General features: G+C 48.6%; 13 protein-coding genes. 4 read left to right on the forward strand and 9 right to left on the reverse strand.

Features of this window, described 5'->3' with window-relative positions; genetic code table 11:
• Window positions 1-66 precede the first annotated feature (66 nt).
• From ACOJUN_RS03150 to ACOJUN_RS03160, 3 genes are all read left to right on the forward strand, one after another.
• Window positions 67-2079: an esterase-like activity of phytase family protein gene (locus ACOJUN_RS03150; protein ID WP_422135217.1), complete on the forward strand. Its 2013-nt coding sequence runs from the start codon at window positions 67-69 to the stop codon at window positions 2077-2079.
• A gap of 260 nt (window positions 2080-2339) precedes the next feature.
• Window positions 2340-4043 carry a type IV-A pilus assembly ATPase PilB gene (gene pilB / locus ACOJUN_RS03155; RefSeq protein ID WP_422135218.1) on the forward strand — a complete coding sequence of 568 codons (1704 nt, stop codon included), beginning with the start codon at window positions 2340-2342 and terminating at the stop codon, window positions 4041-4043.
• A gap of 78 nt (window positions 4044-4121) precedes the next feature.
• Window positions 4122-4301, forward strand: coding sequence for a hypothetical protein (locus tag ACOJUN_RS03160; RefSeq protein ID WP_422135219.1), 180 nt, complete (start codon window positions 4122-4124; stop codon window positions 4299-4301).
• Between the two features lie 72 nt (window positions 4302-4373).
• Here the strand turns inward: ACOJUN_RS03160 and putA are convergent, their stop codons facing one another.
• The 7 genes from putA to ACOJUN_RS03195 form a co-directional block, all read right to left on the reverse strand.
• Complete coding sequence (gene putA, locus ACOJUN_RS03165; RefSeq protein ID WP_422135220.1) at window positions 4374-7544, reverse strand: bifunctional proline dehydrogenase/L-glutamate gamma-semialdehyde dehydrogenase PutA; 3171 nt, start codon at window positions 7542-7544, stop codon at window positions 4374-4376.
• A gap of 276 nt (window positions 7545-7820) precedes the next feature.
• Window positions 7821-10313 carry a hypothetical protein gene (locus ACOJUN_RS03170; protein ID WP_422135221.1) on the reverse strand — a complete coding sequence of 831 codons (2493 nt, stop codon included), beginning with the start codon at window positions 10311-10313 and terminating at the stop codon, window positions 7821-7823.
• Window positions 10306-12552 (reverse strand): hypothetical protein, encoded by a 2247-nt coding sequence (locus ACOJUN_RS03175; RefSeq protein WP_422135222.1) that lies wholly within the window; start codon window positions 12550-12552, stop codon window positions 10306-10308. Before ACOJUN_RS03175 ends, ACOJUN_RS03170 begins: the two co-directional genes overlap by 8 nt.
• Before the next feature lie 174 nt (window positions 12553-12726).
• Window positions 12727-14871, reverse strand: coding sequence for a hypothetical protein (locus ACOJUN_RS03180; protein WP_422135223.1), 2145 nt, complete (start codon window positions 14869-14871; stop codon window positions 12727-12729).
• A 100-nt stretch (window positions 14872-14971) separates the two neighbouring features.
• The gene (locus ACOJUN_RS03185; RefSeq protein ID WP_422135224.1) at window positions 14972-17338 is read right to left on the reverse strand and encodes a hypothetical protein; all 2367 of its coding nucleotides are present in this window, start codon (window positions 17336-17338) and stop codon (window positions 14972-14974) included.
• A 105-nt stretch (window positions 17339-17443) separates the two neighbouring features.
• Entirely contained in the window at window positions 17444-19351 is a 1908-nt protein-coding gene (locus tag ACOJUN_RS03190) for a hypothetical protein (RefSeq protein WP_422135225.1), read from the reverse strand.
• A gap of 108 nt (window positions 19352-19459) precedes the next feature.
• The gene (locus tag ACOJUN_RS03195) at window positions 19460-21403 is read right to left on the reverse strand and encodes a hypothetical protein (RefSeq protein ID WP_422135226.1); all 1944 of its coding nucleotides are present in this window, start codon (window positions 21401-21403) and stop codon (window positions 19460-19462) included.
• 306 nt (window positions 21404-21709) lie between these two features.
• Here ACOJUN_RS03195 and ACOJUN_RS03200 point away from each other — a divergent pair, with 306 nt between their 5' ends.
• On the forward strand, window positions 21710-21853 hold the full coding sequence (locus ACOJUN_RS03200) for a hypothetical protein (protein WP_422135227.1): 144 nt from the start codon (window positions 21710-21712) through the stop codon (window positions 21851-21853).
• Here ACOJUN_RS03200 and ACOJUN_RS03205 read toward each other — a convergent pair.
• Window positions 21838-23580, reverse strand: coding sequence for a hypothetical protein (locus ACOJUN_RS03205; RefSeq protein ID WP_422135228.1), 1743 nt, complete (start codon window positions 23578-23580; stop codon window positions 21838-21840). The genes ACOJUN_RS03200 and ACOJUN_RS03205 overlap by 16 nt on opposite strands.
• 112 nt (window positions 23581-23692) lie before the next feature.
• Window positions 23693-25438 carry a hypothetical protein gene (locus ACOJUN_RS03210; protein WP_422135229.1) on the reverse strand — a complete coding sequence of 582 codons (1746 nt, stop codon included), beginning with the start codon at window positions 25436-25438 and terminating at the stop codon, window positions 23693-23695.
• Window positions 25439-25509 lie beyond the last annotated feature (71 nt).

Raw genomic sequence — 25509 nt, forward strand, 5'->3', positions numbered from 1 at the left:
GTTTCAGTGCCGCGTTTTCGGCTTGCGCCGACGTATCCATTGATCCAGCTGCTGCATCAGACGGTAATGTCCGTTTATTCTGAAGAAGCCCAGCTAAGGATAGACCTGTTAAGCTTTCGCAAGCGGAGGCTCATTGAGACTCCCTGGCTACAGCTGATCAGTTTGAGGACTTTCTGCCTGAAGCGGTGGGAGCTCTTGTCTGACCACCGGATCTTCTTCCCTGTGTTATCGTGCTCTTCATCTGCATTCATGCAGGCGACTGCCGCATTATATCGCATCTCTATAACCGAGAGCTTTGTGATCGATGGCTCACTTGCCCAAGCAACCCAATCAAACCCTGACTATCAGACTTTCAGGTACTCCCTTCCCGTCTCTGGTGCTTTAGAAGCGACTTCAGTCAAAAATACACCTGCAATGAAAAATTATGGCTATCTTTATGGGGTTGTTTCATTTCAGGTGTTTTTATCAATGATGAAAAGAAGAAGTGCCCTGGTTGGCTTAACGCTTTGCTTGACTCTTTCGACTCCCGGATGGTCAGCAGAATCCCCAGGGAAATCAGCCCCTCATAAAAGCGTCAGGTATCTGGGAAGTCACCTGTTGCGCCCGGACGACCAGAAAAGGGTCACTCATATTACTGGTGCTCACTTCGCTCATGTCGGAAATGGTTCAACAGGGACACTCTACCTGCTTTCTGGAGATGCCGGAGCAGGCTTCACCGGTCGTCATGGCTGGGGGGTCTTTTCCAAGCCCCACTACTACGAGCTGGATATGAGCAAGGTGGTTTTGGATCGTCAGAATCCTAATCACGGCGGACCTTTACCCAGTGAAGTGTTCGAATACCCTATCACCGAAGGCAAGAATGCCAAAACCCATCCCCTCTGGCTGAACGATGGTCATATTGCCCCCAGCGCCATCACTCTGACCAAAGACGGTGAGCTGATGATTTCCTCCAGTCAGAGTGATAGAGGCGTTACCGGCGTTATTGACTACAGGGCAATCGACATCCCCGCCTATGCAGGCTACGGCTACAGGCACGCGAATCGTGACGAAACCAGTCTGGCCACCCGAAACAATGGTTTTCTGAAAGCCTGGTATGATGCCCATGAGTTCTTCCCTGTACCTGTGCTTGACCTGATTCCGGCAGCCTTCCTGCATACCTTCAGGGAAATTCCCCTGCAACTCTCCAAAGGTGTTCACCACGTCGATATCGGACTGTCATCAAAATTCCTGCTCACAGAAAATGATCACAGACCCGGTCAGGTAGATAGCGCATTCAAACTGCCTAAACATTTTGAAAACAACAACTGGATTCCTTTCCACATGGGATTGAAGGGTATTCAACAGGGATTAGGTGTGAAAAGTCTTGACCGTATTCCCAAGAGCAACCATTACGTTGCAGCAACCGCCGGAGCTCTGGTTCAGGATGCCAAACAATGGAATATCAATGAACATGTCCCACCTGTCAGGGTGGTGACCTTTACTACAGAACAACTGTCTAACAATGGCGAACCGCTGCCAGGAAAATACCTGAACAGCCAACAGCTTCCTGCCAAGGGTGAAGTAACAATTCTGTCAGAGAAGCTCTATAACTTTTCTCTTCTGGGTTTAAGCCCTTCTGCAATGAAACAGCTGAAGAGCAGCCCGATTCGTACAGTCAGCGATATTGCGGTTCTCAATAAGAAAGAGGCTCTGTTCCTTGAGAAAACAGTGCTCCCTTATCGAAGTTCTGAATCCAATTTTATTACCCGGGTTTATCTGGTCGACCTGAGCAGTGGCAAGAATGTCAAAGGCAGTGAAATGTTTGCTGACAACGAGCTGAACAAGGCATTCATGGATGCACCAGACTACTTTATGTCCAAGACCCTTATCTTTGACAGCCTTCAAGAGGACTCCCTGAAATTATTCGAAGATGGAATAGGCTTTGATATTCACGAAACCTCTTTTGAGGCGATTGCTCGGGGTCCTGAAACGGTACAAGGGGGCAAAACATTTATGCTGGTCAGTTACTATGACGGTGAAGATAGTAAACGGGGCACCCCAACCCGCCTCATGTATTTTACCTTGCCAGCCAGTAAATAAAATCCGACACTTGGCATCTGGAAAAGCATGTAAAAAATGTACAAGAGTGCCGCAAAAGCCATTATCCCCCTGGTAATGGCTTTGTTCATTGTCAGACTCCGACATTATAAAATTCAGCTTCCTTCTACCAGACCGTATACTCTGTGAACGCCACACCTTCTTCAACACTTTATGAAATATCCTGTTTATGCTCTCGTCTCAGTGCTGATATAGTAGAAATCAGAGAACAGACCCAAGAACAATAAACGGATAGACAAGGCATGGTCGATAAACCTTTGACAGGACTGGCTGCTCGACTGGTTGTCGACCAGCTGATCGATGAAAAGACACTCCGCTCCGCACTTTCACAGGCAGAAAAAACAAAGCAGCCCCTTGCCAGCTACCTGGTCCAGGAGAATTTACTCAGCGCCAAAGACATATCCCTGGCTACCGCAGAAGAATTTGGCATGCCAGTTATGGATCTTGATGCCTTTGACCCTGAAAACATCCCGAAGGAACTGATTCAGGAAAAGCTGATTCGCAAGCATAAACTGATCCCGTTAATAAAGAGGGGGACCAGACTGTTTGTCGGGGTAATTGATCCCAGTGATCATACAGCTATTGATGAAATCCGATTCAGCAGCGGTCTTATGGTGGATTCGGTACTGGTTGAAGAAGACAAGCTGGACAGATTCATTGATCAACTGCTGGATAGCAATGTTGATGCCCTGTCGAATTTCGATGATGAGGAATTTGATAACCTTGAAGAGCTGGAAGTGGGTGCCGTCGAAGACAACGATGAGGAAGTAGCAGGGGAAGATGACGATGCCCCTGTCGTAAAATTCGTGAATAAAATGCTGCTCATTGCCATCAAATCAGGCGCATCGGATCTTCACTTTGAACCTTATGAAAAAACCTATCGGGTTCGATTTCGCACCGACGGCGTTCTTCATGAAACCGCCAAACCACCTGCTGGCCTGGCACCCAGAATTGCATCCCGTCTGAAGATAATGTCTGCCATGGATATTTCAGAACGACGTAAGCCCCAGGATGGTCGTATTAAAATGCGCCTGTCCAAAAGCAAATCCATCGACTTCCGGGTCAATACCCTGCCTACCCTTTGGGGTGAAAAAATCGTACTTCGGATTCTCGACCCTTCCAGTGCCAAAATGGGCATTGATGCCCTGGGTTATGAAAAAACCCAAAAAGAAATGTACATGGAAGCCTTGCACCAACCCCAGGGTATGATTCTGGTCACAGGACCCACCGGTTCCGGTAAGACCGTCTCTCTCTATACGGGGCTGAATATTCTGAATACTCCGGAAAGAAACATTTCCACCGCCGAGGACCCTGTAGAAATCAACCTGGAAGGTATCAACCAGGTGAACGTTAATCCGAAGCAGGGGATGGATTTCTCTCAAGCTCTGAGAGCCTTCCTTCGTCAGGATCCTGACATCATTATGGTGGGGGAGATTCGAGATCTTGAAACGGCCAACATCGCCATCAAAGCGGCCCAGACAGGCCACATGGTCATGTCCACGCTACACACCAACAGCGCTCCGGAAACACTGACACGTCTGCAAAACATGGGGGTTCCTTCCTTCAACATTGCCACCTCTGTCAGCCTGATCATTGCCCAGCGTCTGGCCAGACGCTTATGCAACCACTGTAAGGAAATAAAAGACATCCCAAAAGAAACACTGCTGGAAGAAGGTTTTACCGAAGAGCAGATCAAGTATGCCAAAATTTATGGCCCCAAGGGATGTGATCAATGCAGCAAGGGCTACAAAGGCCGTGTGGGTATCTATGAAGTCGTAAAGATCACACCGGCTCTGCAGCAAATCATTATGGAAGAGGGCAACTCCCTCCAGATTGCCGAAATTGCACAGAAAGAAGGATTTAATAACCTTCGCCAGTCTGGACTGTTAAAGGTTTTGGAGGGTGTGACCAGTCTCGAAGAAGCTAACCGGGTAACGCTTGAGTAATTGATTTCCCAACCTCCTGTCAACTCGTTCCCACGCTCTGAGAGTGTGTCGCAAAACTCTCTCCGGCGTGGGAACGCGTTGACTCCCATCATTGCCGGCTTCATTCTCGTCATTCCCGCGAAGGCGGCAATCCACACTGACTCTCCACCAGAACCATACTGCCCGGTGTCCCCCTGGCCTTGTCATCCCCGAGAAGGCAGAGATCCACCGTTGGCGCTGGATTCCCGCCTTCGCGGGAATGAAGACTTCAGAGCGTGAGAACGAGCTGTTGGAGTTTTGCGACACCCTCGCTCTGCATGGGAACCAGAGTTAAAGAGCAGGCAATGACGATCAGAGACCAGCCCCAAGGGACAACAGTGTGGCATTACCTCCGACAGCCGTCGTATTGATGGTGCGGGTACGTTCAGTAGAAAAGCGATACAGGTAGTGAGGCCCACCGGCTTTTGGACCGGTACCGGAGAGTCCCTGTCCACCAAATGGCTGAACACCGACCACCGCACCGATCTGATTACGGTTTATGTAGGCATTACCCACTTTAAGGCTTTGCTCAATGTAGGAGGAGGTCGCTTCGTTGCGGCTATGCACTCCCAGAGTCAGACCGTAACCTGTGCCGTTGATTTCCTGAATCACTTTATCCAGCTCAGAAGCCTTGTAGCGAATCAGGTGAAGAATCGGGCCAAAGTGTTCTTTTTCCAGTTGGCTGATGCTCTCAATCTCAAAGGCAACCGGCGCAATAAAGTAACCTTCATTGCATTCAGCCCCCAAATCCACTTCGGCAATCAGGCGGGCTTCCTGCTTCATGCGATCAATATGAGCCTGGAGTCCTTTAAGGGCGATTTCACTGATGACAGGGCCAAGGTCTGTTTCCTGCAGGGCTGGGTGACCCACCTTCAGTTCTGCCATCGCACCGACCAGCAAGTCTTCAATACGATCAGCAATATCTTCCTGAACATAGAGCACTCGCAACGCTGAACAACGTTGCCCGGCACTGGCGAAAGCAGACTGAACAACGTCATTAACGACCTGCTCAGGGAGAGCAGTAGAGTCTGCGATCATGGCATTCTGACCACCGGTCTCGGCAATCAGAGGGATAATAGCGCCCTCTCGCGCAGCCAGAGTCTGGTTTATTAATCTTGCAGTCTGGGTTGAACCTGTGAAAGCAACACCGGCAATACGAGGATCAGCGGTCAACTGATGACCAATATCCTTACCTTCACCCGGTACCAGTTGAATCACATCGGCAGGCACGCCGGCTTCCAGCATCATCTCAACAGCTCGTGCAGCAATCAGAGTGGTTTGCTCGGCGGGCTTGGCTACAACCGTGTTACCACAGGCCAGCGCGGCAACCACCTGACCCAGGAAAATAGCCAGAGGGAAGTTCCAGGGACTGATGCACAGAAAGACGCCTCGACCGGTCAGGTAAAGCTCATTGGATTCACCGGTAGGTCCTGGCATAACCTGAGGTGCTGAGAATTTTTCACGCGCCTGGTTGGCATAATAACGACAGAAATCTACCGCTTCACGCACTTCATCGATACTGTCGTGAATCGTTTTACCCGCTTCTTTATGACAGAGTGCCACCAGCTCTTCAAGGTTGGCCTCCAGCAGGTCGGCCAACTTCTCCAGACTCTGGGCACGGGTTTCTACTGGTATCTTGTGCCAACGGTCAAACGCTTTGTGAGCCACTGAAATAGCCTGGTCCACTTCCTTTTCTCCGGCGAAGTGCAGACGACCTGCGAGCTCGCTGAGCTGGTAAGGACACTGCACATCAACCACTTTTTCAGTTTCAACCTTTTGGCCGGAAATCACGGGACCTTTGTGCCACGTTTGGCCCATAAACTTCTGTACCGATTCAGAAAACGGCTGCCACTGTGACTCAATATCGATATTGACACCCATGGAATTAACTCTGTCTTTTCCAAAAATATCGACCGGTAAAGGAATTCGGTCATTGGCCAGAGAACTATGCTTCTCGAGCACAGTGACAGGATGATGAACCAGGTCCTTTACGGGTGTCCTGGCATCCACCAGACGATGAACAAAAGAGGAGTTAGCACCATTTTCCAAAAGTCGACGCACCAGATAGGGCAGCAAATCTTTGTGACTACCCACAGGTGCATAAATGCGAACGTCCGGTTTTTCCTGATCCAGTACCGTGTTATAGAGCGCATCACCCATTCCATGCAGACGCTGGAATTCATAATGTTTATGTTCTGCGATGCTCAGAATGCTGGCAACAGTATGAGCATTGTGGGTAGCAAACTGAGGGTAAATAGCCCCTTTAACAGGATCACTCAGCAGAAAACGGGCACACACCAGATAAGCAACGTCTGTTGCTTCTTTGCGCGTGTATACCGGGTAGCCGGAATAGCCGGATTGCTGACACAGTTTTATTTCACTGTCCCAGTAGGCACCTTTTACCAGACGCACAGGAATTTCATCACCCTGCTCTTTTGCCAGAGCTGCCAGCCAGGCAAGAACGGGGAGTGCTCTTTTACCGTAAGCCTGTACAACCAGTCCGAAAGCACCCCATCCCTGACAATCAGGATGACGGTAGAGTTTCTCGAACAGTTTCAGAGACAACTCAAGGCGGTCCTGCTCTTCGGCATCAATGGTGATTCCCACATTCAGGCTTCTGGCAGTGCGAATCAGTTCCAGCACGCTGTCGAACAGTTCTTTCAAGACACGGGTTTCATTGGCCACTTCATAACGGGGATGCAGGGCAGACAGTTTGATCGAAACGGTAGGACGAGGGCCTTTGTAGCCACCCTTCTGCTCCTGACCAACGGAACTGACAGCCGCCAGGTAGGAAGCGAGATATTTCTGAGCATCGCTTTCGGTCAGTGCCGCTTCACCCAGCATATCGAAAGAATAGGTGTAACCTTTCTCTCTTGGCTTTCGACCATTCCTGAGTGCTTCTGCAATAGTGCGACCCAGTACAAAATGCTCACCCATAATTTTCATCGCCTGGTTCACAGCCTGACGAATCAAGGGTTCACCCATTTTTTTAACCAGTCGACCAATCACGCTAGCCGGGCGACCGTCTTCCGATTTGCCTAATGTCACCACTTTACCGGTCAACATCAGACCCCAGGTGGAGGCATTCACCAATAGCGAATCGCTCTGTTTGAGATGCCTTTCCCACTCAGCGACACTGAGTTTGTCACGAATCAGGGCATCGGCGGTTTCAGAGTCAGGAATTCTCATCAGGGCTTCTGCCAGACACATCAGCAGAATACCTTCACGGGTATCCAGGCTGTATTGCAACAACATAGAGTCAATCATATGAATGGAATCTTCCCGGGCTCGAACCTGCTCGACCAGATCGGTAGCTCGTCGGGTTACCACAGCCAGCTGCTGCGGACTGGGTCTGGCCAAATCGGCCAGCTGTGCCAGTAAGGCTGACTCATCCACACTGTATTGTGGAGAGATAGTCTTCCAGAGCCTGGTTGGGCTCTGCTGGATGAATTCAGGCTCAAATAAGGCCTTAGCCTCAAACATGCGGTGTCTCCCCCAATGACGGCAAACCTGATCCTGTGCCGTATGATCAATCTAATCGGGAAATGCCTATGACGATGGCATCTCCAATTAAGGCAAATGAGCAGCCTCCAGTGGCTTTTGGCCAGCCCGCAATCATGCACAAAATCAAACAGAATTCCCAGATACAGAAGACAGATTTTTGTACAATCCCTGTACACTTCCCGCTGCTGATCTGATTTATTTGCCCATGGACTGTCGCATAACCGCTAACCCAATAAAAGGGCGGCAGTCAGATCATTATTTATTCACTATACCTTTTTGATGACTGAAGTCATCGTTCTTGTCCACCTCAGCAGGCTTACGTTTTCGGTGCATTCTTTTGTGCCTGGTCAGGGCTATAGCATTTTTGCAGAGCTTCCCACATCGCTGCTGCAGGCCATTCTCCCCGAACTCGATCACATCACAGGTTTTTTGCCCGCTGTGGTTTCTTCTTTTGTGATCCGCCAGGCTTCTGACACTGTTGCAGACCTCCCCACATGGCCGCTGCAGGCCATCCTTCCCCATCACGCTCAGGTTACAGGTTTTCTGCCCGCTGTGGTGTCTTTGTTTGTGCCCCTTCAAGGCTGTTTGACTCCTGCAGACAAACCCACATCGCCGCCGCTGGCCATCGTCTCCGACCAGGGTTACAGCACAGGTTTTCTGTTCAGTATGGGAGTTTCTTTTGTGATCTAACAGTGTTTTGGCATTCTTGCAGACCTTTCCGCATGGCCGAGGCTGGCCATCTTCCCCTGCCACTTTTACATCACAGGTTTGGTCAAGGATATGGTTTATTTTTATATGGTCGCTCAGGGCTTGAGCACCCCTGCAGACTTTCCCACATGGCCGCTTCTGACCAGTGTTACCGAGTATTGTTACATCACAGGTTTTTTGCCCGGTGTGATATCGGCTTTTGTGAGATGAAAAGGCTTGAGCACTATTGCAGACCATCCCGCATGGCCGCCGCTGACCATCTTCTCCGACCAGGATCAGTTCACAGGTTTTTTGTCCACTGTGCTCTCTTCTTTTGTGATCCGAAAAGGCTTTTGCATTCTTGCAGACTTTCCCACATGATCGCTGCTGGCCATCCTCACCGACCACGGTTAGCTCACAGTTTATTTGCTCACTATGGTATTGGCTTCTGTGCTCCAACAAGGCTTTTATATTCCTGCAGACCATCCCGCATGAGCGCAGCTGGCCATCCTCCCCTGACACGGAATAGCCACAGATTTGTTGTCCGCTGTGGTGTATTCTTTTGTGAACCGCCAGGCTCATGGAATTCTTGCAGATTTTTCCACATGGCCGCTTCTGACCTCCTTTATCGACCATGGTTAAGTCACAGGTTTTTTGCCCGGTGTGATATCGTCTTTTGTGAATTGAAAGGGCTTTAGTATTATCGCAGACCTTCCCACATGGCTGCGACTGGCCATACTCATCCAACATTGTCAGTTTACAGGTTTTTTGCCTGCTTTTGTTTCTGGCCGGTATTGCGCCGGTTTGCGAAAGATGAGACTGTCTCTGACCCAACTTGGGTGATCCAGTGATTGTTTGCTGTGCTTCAGAATGATTTAGCGTTGAGGAAATTCCCATTTCTTCTAAAAGACTTACTGGATCGAGTGGCCCGTTAATAACTTCAAAATCATTGACAGTACAAGGCAAACTCCCGGACATTGGCAAATCATCACCCATTGACCCGATAAAGTCAGTTGTCTCGGCGACCCCGTCTAAGGCGACCCCGTCTGAGGCGACCCCGCCTAAAAAGATGCAACCATTGGCTGTATTGCCATCAATACTATTTCCCTGTGTCTGTAAAAGTGGATCAAGATCGAATCGGCTTTGAATCGTAGGAAGACCGATCGACGTGTCAAAAAGCGGGTTTTGTTGGCAATCTTCAGTGTTTAAAGGAGCAAAATGATATGAGCAAATAAAGCAATGTCCACTGAACAAATGGGGGCATAAACCCTTTAGGGAGTCCAGCGTCCATTCAGAAGATCCACTGCTATCAAATAATGTTCGGAATCGACAAACGCCGTGACAGGGATAGACAAGACAATTTAAACCCAGACTATGCCGATGTTGTTGAGGATCTCTGTTATCACCGCCAGAGCCAGAATTCAGAAGGCTGGTTATAGACCCTGTACTTTGGAGGGTGGCTTGGGAGGCTCGCTGGCCTGATGATTTTGATGGTGAGTATTGTGGGGAATTTTCTCCAGAACCAAACATCGCAGTGATGATAGCAAACGGATGGCAATGATTCAGTTCCTGTTGTGCAATCGATTTAAATAGCGGTGAATCAAGGTTCCAATAGTTTTTTAAAAACCAACCGACAGCGACGACCAGATCCAAAGGTTGCCGTGAATAAAGGCTGGTGCCTGAAGAGAAATCTTTGCTGCTCAGGATCAGTTTATAAACAACCAGCAACTGTGTGGCATAAAACAACCGCCATGAAATCGACTCAATAAGGGGCGTTTTTAACCGGTAACTGCCAAGCCTGTGTCGTTTTTTATCAGAAAATAAATCTGATCCTGCATAGCCGCTTATATCGGTAATGTCTGACGGATTGCCCGGCAAGGTATGCTGGTCAGGTTTTATAGAAAAGTTCTTATTTGGAAGTCCGGAATTCTGTTCAAGCTCGACAATAAAACTTTGTGTGAACGCTTTAGTTTGAAAGGCAACAGACAACGACATTAGCAAGAGCAGTGCCGTAAAGACTGAGTGTTTAATAATTCTGTCCTTGCTCTCTGATTCAGTCATTACCCTGATCCACCTCAGCGAGCTTGCGTTTTTGGTGTTTTCTCTTATGCTCCTTCAGGCATTTAGTATTCTTATAGATCTTCCCGCATGGCCGTCGCTGGCCATCCTCCCCTGTCACCATCACATCACAGACTTGTTTCCCGGTATGATCTATGATTTTGTGATCCCTCAGGTCTCGATTATTCTTGCAGACTTTCCCGCATGGGCGCTGCTGGCCATCCTCACCGATAATGACCAAGTCACAGGTTCTTTGTCCGCTGTGGTAGCTGCCTTTGTGAGTTGATAGAGCTGAAGCATTTTTGCAGACCCTACCGCATGGGCGCTGCTGGCCATCTTCCCCGACCTGGGTAAGGTTACAGATTTGTTGCCCGCTGTGGTCTTTTCTTTTGTGATCCGCCAAGGCTTGAGCGTTATCGCAAACCTTCCCGCATGGTCGCTGTTGACCATCCTCACCGGCCACATCCTGTTCACAGGATCGTTGTCCACTGTGGTATTTGCTTTTGTGAAATAATAGCGCTAAAACATTTTTGCAGACCTTGCCGCATGAGCGCGGCTGACCATTTGCCCTGACCACTGTCATGTTACAGGTTTGTTGTCCGGTGTGGTCTCTTCTTTTGTGACTTAACAGGGCATTTTTATTCTTGAAGACTCTCCCGCATGGCCGCTGCTGACCTTCTTCCCCGGCAACCACCAGGTCACAGTTTTGTTGCCCTCTGTGGAATTTGCTTTTGTGAGATGACAGAGCCAGAACATTTCTGAAGGCAATGCTGCATGGTCGCCGCTGGCCATCTTCTCCAACCACGACCACTTTACAGACTTGTTGCCCGGTGTGGTCTCTTGCTCTGTGAACCGACAGGTCTTGAGCGTTCTTGCAGACCTTCTCGCATGGCCACTGTTGGCCATCTTCCCCGACGAGTAACACATCACAGATTCGTTGCCCGCTATGGAATCTGGATTTGTGCGATGACAGGGCTATAGCATTGTTGCAGACCTTGCCACATGGGCGCTGCTGACCATCCTCACCAACCAGGTTCAGACTACAGATTAATTGTCCGGAGTGGTCTCTTCTCCTGTGACGCCACAGAACATTATCATTCTTGCAGGCCATCCCGCATGGCCGCTGCTGGCCATCTTCCCCGACCACGGTCAGGTTACAGATTTGTTGCCCGGAGTGGTCTCTTCTTTTGTGATGCCACAGAGTATTTTCACTGCTGCAGGCGACCCCGCATGGCTCTAGCTGACCATCTCGACCGACCACCATCGTGGCACACGATTGTGGCCCGAGGTGACACTTTTTTTTGTGATCCAACAGGCCTTGAGCACTCTTGAAAACTTTCCTGCATAGCCGCTGCTGGCCATTATGTCTGACCACTGTCAGGTGACAGCTTTCTTGTCCGCTGATATCTGTGACTTTTATTTCGCCTGACTGTGAAAGTTGAGGTTGGCTCTGACCCAATTGAGATGATTCAGTGGCTTTTTCTTGTCTTTCTGAAGAGGTAAGCATTGTGGAAATTCGAATTTCTTCGGAAAGAGTCTGTGGTGGTTGATCAAAATTGCACAATTGACAAACACCACGACAGGGAAAGACAAAACAGTTTAGATCCAAAGTATGCAAATGCTGTTGAGGGCCTCTGTTACCGTCACCATTGTCATTAGTATTCGGGGGGCTGCTGAAAGAGCCTGCAAAATTGGTGTTTGCTGCTGAGGGTAGCTGACCAAGCGACTGAGGTAACTGGCCTTTTGGAGGGTTATGCCCGGAACCTGGCATCACAGTGATGGTGGCAAACGTGAGGTTCTGAGTCACCTCATAATGTTCGATTGAGCTAAACGAAGGTAAAACAGGGTTCCAATAGCTTTTTAAAAGCCAACTGACAGCCACAATCACTTCTCCAGGTACCCATAAATAGAGATTGGAGCTTAAATGGGCATCTTTGGTGGTCAGAATCAGTTCGTTAACAACCAGCAGTTGAGTAGCGTAAAGTAACGGCCATGAAATCGAATCAACAAGGGTTGTTTTGATCCCGTAACTGTCATGTCTGTGTCGTTTTTTATCAGGGAGTAAACAGGATCCTGCACGGTCGTTTGTTTCAGAAATTTCTGACGAGCTACCCGTAAACATATGCGGGTCAGGCTTTATGGAGAAGCTCTGTTTTAGAGAGCCTGCATTCTGTTCAAGCTCAACAATAAAACGTCTTGTTAACAATTCGGCCTGGCAGACGACAGAAAACGACAGCAGCAATAGCAGTACCGCATTGAGTGAGTGTTTAATAATTTTATCCTTGCTTCCTGATATACAGAGAGGAAGAATAGTTCAAGAAAACAAGCGTGCTTTTATTTCAGAGAGCCTCTGTTAAAAATAAAGATTGTACAGGCAAAACCTCGTGAAATGAGGTTAGATCAGTTCGCTACTTCTTCACTTTAACTTCTTGGAGACTGATTCATCACCCTGACCCACATCAACAGGCTTGCGTTTTCGATAGACTCTTTGTTTGCTGTGGTATCTTTTTTTGTGACCCAACAGGGCAATGGCATTCTTGCAGACGGTCTCGCATGGTTGCTGCTGCCCATTCTGATCGACCACTGCCAATTCACAGTTTTTTTTTCCTGTATGGTATTTTCTTTTGTGATCCGACAAGGCTCTGATATTCTTGCAGACCTTTCCGCATGGTCGCTGCTGCCCATCCTGCCCGACCACGACAAAGTCACAGTTCTGTTTCCTTGAGTGGCATCTGCTTTTGTGCCCCGAGAGGGATTGAAGATTTCTGAAGACTTCCCCACATGGCCGCTGCTGGCCATCTTCTCCTACCACGGTCACGACACAGGTTTTTTGCTCTGAGTGATAGTTGCTTTTGTGAAGTAAAAAAGCTCGAGCATTTTTGCAGACCTCCCCGCATGGCCGCTGCTGTCCATCCTTCCCTACTACTGCTCGCTCACAGATTTTTTGCCCTGTGTGGTATTTGCTTTTGTGATCCGTCAGGGATCGAATATTTTTGAAGACCTTCCCACATGGCTGCTGCTGGCCGCCCTGCCCAACCACACTGATGTCACAGGTTTGTTGCCCGCTATGGCATTTGTTTTTGTGATATGACAGGGCTTGAGCATTCTTGCAGACCACCCTGCATAGTTGCTGCTGACCATCCTGCCCGAGTGATGTCAGGTCACAATTTTTTTCCCCTGAGTGGTCCTTTTTTTTGTGATTCCTCAGGGCCATGATATTGTCAAAAACCTTCCCGCATGGCTGCTGCCCATCCTGCCCCAATACTGCCAGTTCACAGATTTTTTGCCCTGTGTAGTATTCACATATTAATTGCCCTCTGCTGTCTGTGGCTGGTGTTGCCTCTGCCCGGGATGGATAGGGTTGGCTCTGATCCAATCGGGATGATTCAGTGGTTCTTTGTGGTGTTTCTGAATGGGAAAGCGTTAGGCAAAAACCGTTTTCTTCGAGCAGATCATTTAAATTGATTGACCCATTAATGATCTCAAAACCATTAGCGATGTCCAAATCCCCGGGCATTTGGACATCGTCATTGAGAGGCCCGGCAGGATAGGTTGTATTGGCGCTTCCTGAACTCAATAAGTCCAGGATTAACTCTTCCTGAGTGGTCCCGTCTTCTGAGTTGTCATCAAAGAATAGGGCAGAATCGAATGAAAGTTGAATGGCAGAAGGATCATTCACTGTTTTGTAAAAAAAGTCTTTCCGGGAATCAGTGGCGTTTTCAGGATCAAAACGACCTATGCAACCCAGACAGTGTCCATTAGCCAAATGAGGGCAAAAGATTTCTTCGAAATTCAGCGGCCAATCAACGGGCTCTCTTTTCTCGATCAATGGTCGGAATTGACAAACACCGTGACAGGGATAGACGAAACAATTTAAACCCCACGTATGTTGGTGTTGTTGGGAACCTCCGTTACCGTCGCCAGAGCCAGAATCCAGTGGACTGGTTAAACTGCCTTTATGTTGGATACCGGTTTGTGAAGCCTGCTGGCCAGATGATTCCGGGGCCGGGTATTGTGATAAGTCATCTCCAGAACCAAACATTGCAGTGAAGGTTGCAAATGGGAAATACTTCTGTATCAACATAGATGCCGACTGTTGTTTAATTGGATTAAACAGAAGTGAATCGCGTTTCCAGTAGTTTTTTAAAAGTACGCCGACAGCGACAACCGCTTCTACAGATAGCCATGAATAGGGGGCTGGGCCCGGAGGTGCGTCTCTGGTGGTCAGGATCAGTTGGTAAACAGCCAGCAGCTGATAGGCATAAAGCAACTGCCATGAAATCGACTCAATAAGAGGCATTTTTAATCCGTAACTGACAGCTCTTTGTCGTTTTTCATCAGGCGGTAAACCAGATACTGCATAGTCGTTAGTTTCAGGAATAACTGTTGGGTCGACCGGAAATGAATGCCGGGCTGGTTTTATCGAAAAGCTCTGTTTTTGAGAACCAGCACCCTGTTCAAACTCGACAATAAAACATCTTGTCAGCGCTTTGGTCTGACTGATAAAAGAAAACGACACTAGCAGCGACAGCGATGCAGCAAAGAGTGATTGTCTAATCATTCTATCCCTGCTTTCTCGTTTACAGGGAGGGAGGGTAGATTAGCTTATAAACAAGCGTGTCGTAAAAACCTGATCCCCATACAACCAGATTGTTACTTATTCATTTACCTTCTTGAGGGCTGAGGTCATTGTCCTGGTCCAGGGCAGCAGACTTGCGTTTTCGATGACTTCTTTTGTGATTATAAAGAACGCCTGTATTCATACAGACCTTCCCACATGGCCGCTGCTGGCCAAAATCACCGACCACGATCACGTCACAGCTTTTTTCATTGGTATGGGATCTGATTTTGTGTTGTGACAGATTTTGAGTATTCTCACAGACTCGCCCGCATAGCCGTTGCCGACCATCTTTCCCAACCATGACTGCGTCACAGATTTTTTGCCCGGTGTGGTCCTTTCTTTTATGTTCCGACAGGCTTCGGGCATTACTGCAGACTTTCCCGCATGGCTGCAACTGACCATCATTTCCGAGCACGGGCAAGCCGCAGGTCTTTTGTCCGGTATGGTAGTTGCTTTTGTGAATCGTCAGGGCCAAAGCACCGTTGCAGACCCTACCACATGGATACTGTTGGCCATCCTTTGTTATCACCATTCTGTCACAGGTTTGTTGGCCTGTGTGGGCATTTCTTTTGTGACTTTTCAGAGCGACAATACTCTGACAGACTTTTCCGCATGGTCCCCACTGACCACCCTCCCGGATCACACTTACGTTACAGGTTTGTTGTCCGCTATGGTTGTTTCTTTTGTGCTCCATCAGGGCTTGGAGATTCTTGGAGACCTTCCCGCATGGTCGCTGCAAGCCATCGTCTGTGACCACCGTTTCGTCACAGCTTTGTTGCCCGGTGTGTTTTCTTCTTTTGTGATCCGATAGGGCACGAGGATTCTTGCAGACCGTCCCGCATGGCAGCAGCTGGCCATCGACCCCAATCATGGTTTCGTCACAGGCTTGATGCTTTACGTGGTTTCTTCCTTTGTGATCCGACAGGGCTTTTACATTCTTGCAGACCACTCCACATGGCCGCAGTTGACCATTCTCCCCGAACACGTTTACTTCACAGGTTTGTTGCTCACTGTGGCTTCTTCTTTTGTGATTGAACATGGCTTTGGAATTCTTGTAAACTTTTCCGCATACCTGTCGCTGGCCATTCACTCCGACCAACATTTCATTACAGATTTTTTGCCCGCAGTGGGCTTTTTTTTTGTGATCCAACAGGCCCTGCTGACAATGTGTGGCTGTGAATATAACATTATCAGGTGCTGCCGGGACTTGTACTGTATTTGTCTGGGTAAGGGGAAAAGAAATCTCGCCTTCTTCGGGAGGACTGTTTAGATCGAGCGCCCCATTAATGCCCTCAAAATCACCAGTGGTGAAAGTAAAAGTGTCGAACATTGGTACATCATCATTGAGTGGCGCGTTAGCATCAGTTTTATTGGCGGTCACTGCACTCATAATGTTCAGGGTGGCTTCGTCTAAGTCAAACTCGTCTAAGTCAAAATCATCTGAGGCGACCCCGTCTAGGGCGACCCCGTCTAGGGCGACCCCGTCTAAAGAGCTGCCACCAATATCATCTGTCCGTGGCTGAAAGAACTGGCCAGAATCGAAAAGGCTTTGAGTCCCGGAAAGATCATTCAATGTTTTTAAAAGCGAGCCTTCTCGGGAGTATGCAGGACATACAGGCTCAAATCGATCTTTGCAACTTATGCAGTGTCCATTGGTCAAATGGGTACATGAGTCTTCTGAGAAGTTCAGTGGCCAGTCAGCAGGTGCTTCGCTATTGCTTGAGGGCCTGAATCGACAAACGCCATGACAGGGATAGAGGAAACAATTCAGGCTCAAAGTATGCTGGCGTCGATGAGGGCCCCGGTTACCTTCGCCAGAGCCAGAATTCAGAAAGCTGTACAGAGAGCTTGAACCTTGGTTGGTGGCTTGTGAAGTTTGCTGCCCATATGATTTAGATAGCGGGTATTTTGGTGGGTTATGTCCGGAGTCAAACATCACAGTGATGGTCGCAAACGGTAGTTCCTGGCTCGCCTGTTGTTCAATCGGTTTAGACAGAGGTAAGTCTGGATACCAATAGCGGTTTAAAAGCCAACCGACTGCAACAACCCATCCTAAACTTACCCATGAGTGGGAATCGTAGCTCAGGGGAGCGTCTCTGGTGGTCAGAATCATTTCGTAAGCAACCGCAAGTCCAGAGGCGTGAAGCAACTGCCATGAAAACAATGCAATGATGTTGGTATTTACTCGGTAACCATCAGATTTGTGTCTTTTGTCATCAGGCAAAGAATCGGATTCTGCATAGGCTTTGGTAGCGGCAATGCCAGACCAGTTGCCGGGCAATGTATGCATATCGCGATTTTTCGAAACGTTCTGTTTTGGTGAATCTGCATCCTCTTCAGGCTCGACAATAAAAGATCTTGTCAAGGCTTCGGTCTGGCAGACACCAGAAAACAACAGTAGCAGCAACAGCGATGCTGCAGAGAGTGAGTGTTTAATAATTCTATCCTTGCATCCTGAATTACAGAGAAGAAGGATAGATCAAGAAAACCTTGCGAAAGAACGGGTGCCAGATCAAGGACGGGGATCAGCGTCCTGCTCGACATCAACAGGCTTGCGCATTCGATGCATTTTTTTGTGATAGATCAGAGCTTGAGCATTCTTGCAGACCTTCCCGCATGGTCGCGACTGCCCATCTTTTCCCACCAGTGGCAAGTTACAGCTTTTTTGTCCGGAGTGATATTTTCTTTTATGATCCAACAGGGCATTAGAATTCTTGTATGCCCTCCCACACAAGTGTTGACGGCCATCGGGCAGAACCAGGTCACAGATTTGTTGCTTGGTATGAGCTCTTTTTTTGTGATCCGACAGGGCTTGAGCATTGTTGCAGACCTTTCCGCATGGCTGCACCTGACTATCCTTTCCGACCACTATCACTGCACAGGTTCTTTGCCCGGAGTGGTATCTGCTTTTGTGAACTGACATAGCGCGAGCATTCTTGCAGACTGACCTGCATGGCCTCTGCAAGCCGTGCTCCCCGAAAAAGGCTAAGTCACAGGTTTGTGGCCCGCTGTGTAATCTTTTTATGTGATCCGACAGGGTTTCATAATTCTTGATGATCTTTCCGCATGGCTGTTGCTGACCATCCGTCCCGATGACAGTCTCACTACAGATCTGTACCCCAGTGCGGTATTTGCTTATGTGATTTGATAGAACCAGAGCACTCTTGCAGGCCTTCCCAGGCAGACGCTGCTGGCTATCTTCCCCTGCCACAGTCGCGTAGCATATTGTTTGACTACTGTTGTTTGTCGCTTGTATTGCCACCGTCCGGTAACGATGATGTTGACCCTGATCCAATTGGCTTGATGCAGCAGTTGTTTGTAGTGTTTCCGGATGGGTAAACGGCATAGAAAAACCTGTTTCTTCATGAGGAATCTGCAGATCAACGGACCGATCAAAAAGCACGGAGTCATGAGCGGCCGAAAATGCATTCCCAAGCACTGGATCTTCATGATTGAATAATCCGGCAGTTTCAGTTTTATAAGTGACTCCGTCTATAGAGTTAACGTCAATGCCATGGGCCCAGGGCTCAAATAGTTGGTCTGCAATGAATTGGGTTTTAATGTCAGGCAAACCATTCATTGTTTCGAGAGGCACATTTCCCAGGGAATATTTAACGTTTTCAGAGTCAAAATAACCTATGCAACCCATGCAGTGCCCATAAGCCAGATGCGGGCATGAGCTTTCTCCGAATTTCAGTGGCCATTCAGCAAGTCCCGTGTTATTGGATAAGAGCTGGAATTGACAAACACCATGACAAGGATGGATGAAACAATTTAAACCCAACGTATGCAGGTGTTGTTGATGACCTCCGTTACCGCCGCCAGAATCAGAATTCACCAGCCTGATTGGAGCGCCTGTCGGTTGGGTGGTGGTTTGTGGAGCTTGCTGGCCGGGTGTTTCTGATGGCGTGTGTTGCGGTGCGTTATGTTCAGAACCAAACATCGCAGTGATGGCTGAAAACGGGCAAGACCCCTTTAGCAGCATAGAAGTCGACGGTTGTTCAAGCGAGTTAAACAACGTCGAATCAGGATTCCAATAACTTTTTAAGAGCCAACCAACAGCGACGGCAGCTTCCATAGATAGCCATGAATATAGGGTTAAACCCTGAGATGTGTCTCTGGTGGTCTGGATGAGCTCGTAAAGAACCAGCAAATGAGTAGCGTGGAGCAAATGCCATGAAATCGACTCAACAAGGGGTATTTTGACCCTGTAACTATATAATCTTTGCCGTTTATTATCAGGCAAATCGGGTGCTGCATCATAGCCTCTGGCGACGACAATGCCTGATGGGATGCCCGACAATTTACGCCGGTCACGCTTCACAGAAAAGTTCTGCTTTAGAGAATTTGCATCCTGTTCAAGCTCGACAATAAAACTTCGTATCAACGCTTCGGCCTGACAGATGTCAGATAGCGACATCAGCAGCAACAGCGATGCAGCAAAGAATGTGTGTTTAATAATTCCATCCTTGCATTCTGTTCGACAGAAAGGAAGGATAGATCACCACATGAAAAGACGGGTATGAGATCAAGAACCCGGACCACCGTCCTGACCCACATCAACAAGCTTGCGTTTTCGATGTATTCTATTGTGATGCAATAGTGCTCTACCATTCTTGAAGACCCTCCCACATGGCCGTTGCTGGCCACACTCTGTGAACAGGGTCGCGCTGCAAACTTGCTGTCCGCTGTGACTTGATTTTTTGTGATGCGACAGTACTTGAACATTCTTGAAGACCTTCCCGCACGATCGCGGTTGACCACCCTCCCCGATCACAGCCACTTTGCAAGTTTGTTGCCTGCCATGGAAGTTGCTTTTATGATTCGACAGAGCTTTAGCATTCTTGCAGATCTTCCCGCATGGCTGCGGTTGAGCATCCTCCCCAACCACAGTCAGGTTACAGATTGACTGGCCTCTGTGGTATCCGCTTTTATGAGCCGACAGGGCCAGAACATTCCTGCAGACCATCCCGCATGGCCGCAGCTGACCATCCTCGCCAATCACGGTAAGCTTACAGGTTTGTTGCCCGCTGTGGCTTCTTCTTCTGTGTTCCGACAGGGTTATAGGATTGTTGCAGACTGTCCCGCATTTCCTCAGCTGGCCATCGTCGCCAACCACCGCTGCGCTACAAGTTTGTTTGCCAGAGTGATCTCTTATTCTGTGATAAGAGAGAGCTTGACGATTCTTGCAGACCATTCCGCATGGCCGCGACTGGCTATCCTCGCCGATCACACTCACCTCACAAATTCGTTGCCTAGTGTCGTCTTTTATTTTTTGATGCGACAGGGCTTGAGCATTCTTGCGGGCCTTACCACATAGCTGCGGCTGGCCATCTTCCCTGACCATGGTCATACCAGAGGTTTCCTGTTCGCTTTGGTCTTTCGTTTGTACTCTAACTGCCTTGGAAAGACGGTGTGGGCCCTGAACCAGTTGCGATGATTCTGTTTTTGTTTGTAGTGTTTCCGGAGCTTCCATTCGAGGTCTGAAATGGTTCAGAGTAGAGGGCATCCCGTTTTTTTCGTGAAGACTTTGACGCCCCAGATTAAGTAAACCACTAATTATGATCAGGTCATCAGCGGTGGCAGGCCAACGTCGGGGCATTGTCAGATCATCATTAAGTGGCCCGTTATAATCTGTATTTGCTACTCCGGTCTGGCCTGTCGAAGGTTCAATGGCATTCAGCAACCATTCAGCAGGCCTTCTGCTATCGGATAATGATCGGAGTCTGCAAAAACCCTGGCAGGGATGTACGAAACAATTTAAACCAAAAGTATGCTGGTGTTGTTGAGGGTCTCTGTCACCGTCATCAAACTCGGAATACAGGAAGCTGGTGAATGAGCTTGCAGGGCAGGTGACTGTTCCCGGACTTTGCTGGCCGGATGATGCTGATGGCGAATATTGTTGCTGGTTATGTCCGGAGCCAAACGCCGCAGTGACGGTTACAAACGGGAGATCCCCCTGTGTCAGCATGGATGTCGCCTCATGCTGTTCAATCGGGTTAAAAAGTGATGATTCAGAGTTCCAATAGCTTTTTACAAGCCAACCGGCAGCGACAACCACTTTTACAGGCAGCCATGAATATCGTTTGCAGCATACAGGAGCGTGATTGGTGGTCAGGATCAGTTCGTAAGCAACCAGCAGTTGAGTGGCGTAAAGTAACTGCCATGAAATCGACTCAATAAGATTCATTTTGAGCTCGTAACTGCTCAATTTGTGTCGTTTTTCATCGGGCAGTGAATCTGACCCTGTACAGCCGTTTGTATCAGCAATGTCTGACGGGTTGCCCGACTTTGAGAGCAGATCAGACTTTATAGAAAAGCTTTGTTTTGGAAAGCTTGCATTCTGTTTAAACTCAACAACAAAACGTCTTGTCTGCACTTCGGCCTGACAGATGACAGAAAACGTCAGAAGCAGCAATAGCGATAACGCAAAGAGTGAGTGTTTAATAATTCTATCCTTGAGTTCTGGCATACAGAAAGGAAGGATAGATCAGGAAAACAAGTATGCTTTTCTTTTAAAAACCTTCTATTAAAAAAGCCAAAGGTTGCCCCGGGCAAAACCATATGAAAGATCTGCTGCCAGACCCGATCATTAGCAAAATCGTCGTAAACCCTCGCCCAATCGAGGGTGTCGCAAAACTCCAACAGCTCGTTCCCATGCTCTGAGTTCGTCATTCCCGCGAAGGCGGGAATCCAGCGCCAACGGTGGATCTCTGCCTTCTCGGGGATGACAAAGCCAGGGGAGCACCGGGCATTATGGTTCTGGTGGTGAGTCAGTGTGGATTCCCGCCTTCGCGGGAATGACGAGAATGAAATCGGGAATGACGAGAATCAAGTTGGGAATGACGGGGGTGAAGGCGGGAACCAGAGTTTTGCGACACCCTCGACAGGGCGGGGAGCAGTCACTTATTTACTTTCGTGAGGTTCGGGGCCATCATCCTGGTGCACTTCAACAGGCTTGCGTTTTCGATGTAATCCTTTGTGTACCGAAAGGGTATGAGCATTCTTGAAGACTCTTCCGCATCGCCACTGTTGGCCATCCTCTCCGACGACCGATACGTCGCAGGTTTTTGGCTCGCTGTGGACGCTACTTTTATGTTGCGACAAGGCAAGAGCATTCTTGCAGACTTTCCCGCATGGCCGTTGCTGACCGTCCTCACCGGCCACTGTCACGACACAGCTTTTTTGCACACCGTGGTCTTTTTTTTTGTGCGTCGACAGGGCCTGAGCATGCTGGCAGACTTTCCCACACGGCTTCTGCTGACCATCCCTTGCAAACACGGGCAGGTCACAGGTTTTTTGCCCGGTGTGATAATTGCTTTTATGAATCGACAGGGCCGCAGTATTCTTGCAAGCCTTCCCGCATGGCCGTTGCTGGCGATCTTTTGCGACCACTTTCACTTTACAGATTTGTTGAACACTGTGCTCTCTTTTTTTGTGAACCGACAGGGCTTGAGCATGCTTGCAAATCTTCCTGCAAGGCCGTCGCTGACCATCCTCTGCAACCAGAATCTCTTTACAGGTCTTTTGGCCAGAGTGAAAGCTGCTTTTGTGACTCGACAGGGCGCTGGCATTCTTGCAGACCTTATCGCACCGCCTCTGTCTGCCATCCTCTCCGACCAGGATAACTTCACAAGTCCGATGACTACTGCGATCTGCAGTTTTTAACCTGCGTGCCCTGGAAATACGGGGTGGATATTGACCTGATTGGGATGATCCTCTTGCTGTTTGTTGTGTTTCTGAAGTTTCCATTGGAGGTGTGAAATAACTTTGCGTAGATGAAATCCGGCGTTCTTCCTGAAGACAATGACCACCCAGATTGAGTAAAACACTGGCTATAAACCAGTCATTACTGTTGACAGGAAAATAACTCGGCATTGGCACATCATCACTGAGTTGCCCTGTGCTGCCTGTCGAATGTTCTACCGAGTTCAGCGGCGATTCAACGAACTCCCTGCTATCGGGTGACAGTTGGTATCTACAAACGCCATAACACGGGTGGACGAAACAATTTAAACCTAAAGTATGTGCATATTGTCGAGGGCCACCGTTACCGCCGCCAGAGTCAGAATACAGGAGGTTGGTGAGATAGCCTGTATGATGGACGGCTGCCCGAATCGCTGGCTGGCTGGATGATTCTGATGGTGGGTATTTTTCCGGGTTTTGTCCGGAGCCGAACATCATGGTGATGGCCCTGAGTGGATAATCCGGACGCATTTTTTGTTGTTCAATTGAGTTTAAGAGCAATGAATCGGGGTTCCAATAACTTTTTATAAGCCAACCGATAACGACGACCGCTTCTAAAGGTAGCCATGAATAAAGAGGGACATCTTTGCCAGTCAGTTTCAATTCATAAGCGACCAGCAAGTCAGTGGCACAGAGCAACTGCCACGAAATCAATTCGATGAGGGTGGTTTTTACACTGTAACTGTAAGATCTATGTCGTTTGTCATCGGGCGGCGAATCAGATTCTGCATTGCCGTTGGTAACAGCAATATCTGATGGGTTGACCGGCAATTCAGGCCGATCATGTTTGATCGAAAAGCCCTGTTTTAGTGAAGCTGTATCCTGTCCAAGATCGACAATAAAACGCCCTGTCACCGCTTCGACCTGACAGACGACAGACAACGAGAATAGCAGCAACAGCATTACGGCACAGATTGAGTGTTTAATAATTCTGTCCTTGCATTCTCTTTTACAGAGAGGAAGGATAGATCAAGACCCCCTAAAAGGTTTGATTGCGGACCTGATTATTAGTTATTCACTTTATCTCCCGAGAACGATTGTCCTTGTCCTGGTCGAGATCTTCAGGCTTGCGCTTTCGATGCATTCTTTTGTGCCCGGTCAAGGCTTTAGCGTTCTTGCAAACTACCTTGCATGGGCACTGCTGATTCAGACCGGCTATTGTCAGGTCACAGGCTTGTTGCCCGCTGTGCTCTTTTTGTTTGTGATCCCTCAGTTCGCGAGCAGTCATGCAGGTCACCCCGCATATCCGTCGCTGACCATCCTCCCTGACCACAGCCACCAAACAAGTTCTGTGTCGGATGTGGAAATTGTTTTTGTGAAGATAAAGAGCGTAAAGATTCTTGAAGACCTTGCCGCATGACCGCTCCTGGCCATCCTCTCCAACCACTGTCAGGTCGCAGGTTTTTTGTCCGCTGTGTCTTGCGCTTTTGTGAGAAGACATGACTCGGGCATTCTTGCAAATTTTCCCGCATGGTCGCTGCTGACCATCTTCCCCGATCACGATCACCTCACAGATTCGTTGCCCGATGTGAACTCTGCTTCTAAGATTCGACAGTCCTTTGGCATTCTTGCAAACTGTTCTCAATGTCTGCGGCTGGTGACCTTCCGCGAGCACTGCCAGGTTAGGTTTTTTTTGTCCTGTATGGTCTGTGGCTTCTACTGTGTCTGCCCGGAAAAGGGGTGGTTGGCCCTGACCTGATCGGGATGGCTCGGTGATTATTTGTTGTCTTTCTGAATCGGCAGGAGTAAAGAAAATCGGTTCATCTATGAGAAGACTCTCTCGACCGGGCAACTCATTATTAGCTGCCAAATCATTAGCAGTGTAAAACCAGTCTCCTGGCATTGTTAAATCATCATTGAATAACCCGCTATCGCCAGCTGTAAAGGTTGTACCTGTGCTCATCGAACCTGAAGCGCCCCCATCGATAGGGTTGCAATCAAACTCATGGGCCTGAGGTCCAAATACGACATCAGAATTCAATAGGACCGGAATGTCAGGAACATCATCTGTCTGGTCTGTCGAACGCTCTTCGCAATACTGCGACCAAACTGCAGGCTCTCTGATATTGGATGATGGTCTGAATTGACAAACGCCATTACAGGGATGGAGGAAACAATTTAAACCTAAAGTGTGCGGGTGTTGTTCAGGCTCACCGTTACCATCACCAAAGTCAGAATAAGAGACCTCAGTAACATAGCCAGCAAGGGAGGGGGTGGCTGCCGATACTTGCTGAGTGGATGATGCTGATGGCGAGTATTGTGTCTGTCCGTGTCCGGAGCCAGTCGTCCCGGTAATAGCCGTAAACGGGTAATCCCGGCTCGCCTGCTGTTGAGCCCAATCAAACCACTTTGAATTAGTGTTCAGATAGCTTTTTAAAAGCCAGCCGACAAGAAGAATTGCTTCCAGAGGTAGCTGTGGATAAAAGCTTGCACCACGAGCGGTGAGGCTGGAGGGCAGGATCAGTTCGTAAACAACCTGCAGGTGAGCGGTGTAAAGCAACTGCCATGGAATCGACTCAACAAAGGTCATTTGTAACCCATAACTGTCAGATCTGTGTCGTTTTTCATGAGGTGCTAAAGCGGGTCCTGCATAGGCGTTTGTGTCGGCAATATCTGATGGCTTGCGTGACAACGCAGGCGGCTCACGTTCTATGATAGAGTTCTGTTTCGGAGAACCTGCATCTTGTCCAAGCTCGATAATATAATGTCTTGTCAGTGCTTCGGTCTGGCAGGCGATCAACAACGCCAGTAGCATCGACAAGGGTACTGCAAAGATTGAGTGTTTAATAATTCTATCCTTGATTTCTGGTTTACAGGAAGGAAGGAAGGATA

Origin of the sequence: Endozoicomonas sp. ALD040 (genome assembly GCF_049275945.1) — a bacterium.
In the GTDB taxonomy this organism is placed as follows: Bacteria; Pseudomonadota; Gammaproteobacteria; order Pseudomonadales; family Endozoicomonadaceae; genus Endozoicomonas_A.

What these genes read in the sequence shown, in the direction of transcription:
- ACOJUN_RS03150 (WP_422135217.1), top strand. Translation starts at nt 67, where the DNA reads ATGTCCGTTTATTCTGAAGAAGCCCAGCTAAGGATAGACCTGTTAAGC.
- ACOJUN_RS03205 (WP_422135228.1), bottom strand. Translation starts at nt 23,580, where the DNA reads ATGCTGTTGCTGCTATTCTCGTTGTCTGTCGTCTGTCAGGTCGAAGCG.
- ACOJUN_RS03195 (WP_422135226.1), bottom strand. Translation starts at nt 21,403, where the DNA reads ATGCCAGAACTCAAGGATAGAATTATTAAACACTCACTCTTTGCGTTA.
- pilB (WP_422135218.1), top strand. Translation starts at nt 2,340, where the DNA reads ATGGTCGATAAACCTTTGACAGGACTGGCTGCTCGACTGGTTGTCGAC.
- ACOJUN_RS03190 (WP_422135225.1), bottom strand. Translation starts at nt 19,351, where the DNA reads ATGTCGCTATCTGACATCTGTCAGGCCGAAGCGTTGATACGAAGTTTT.
- putA (WP_422135220.1), bottom strand. Translation starts at nt 7,544, where the DNA reads ATGTTTGAGGCTAAGGCCTTATTTGAGCCTGAATTCATCCAGCAGAGC.
- ACOJUN_RS03170 (WP_422135221.1), bottom strand. Translation starts at nt 10,313, where the DNA reads ATGACTGAATCAGAGAGCAAGGACAGAATTATTAAACACTCAGTCTTT.
- ACOJUN_RS03180 (WP_422135223.1), bottom strand. Translation starts at nt 14,871, where the DNA reads ATGATTAGACAATCACTCTTTGCTGCATCGCTGTCGCTGCTAGTGTCG.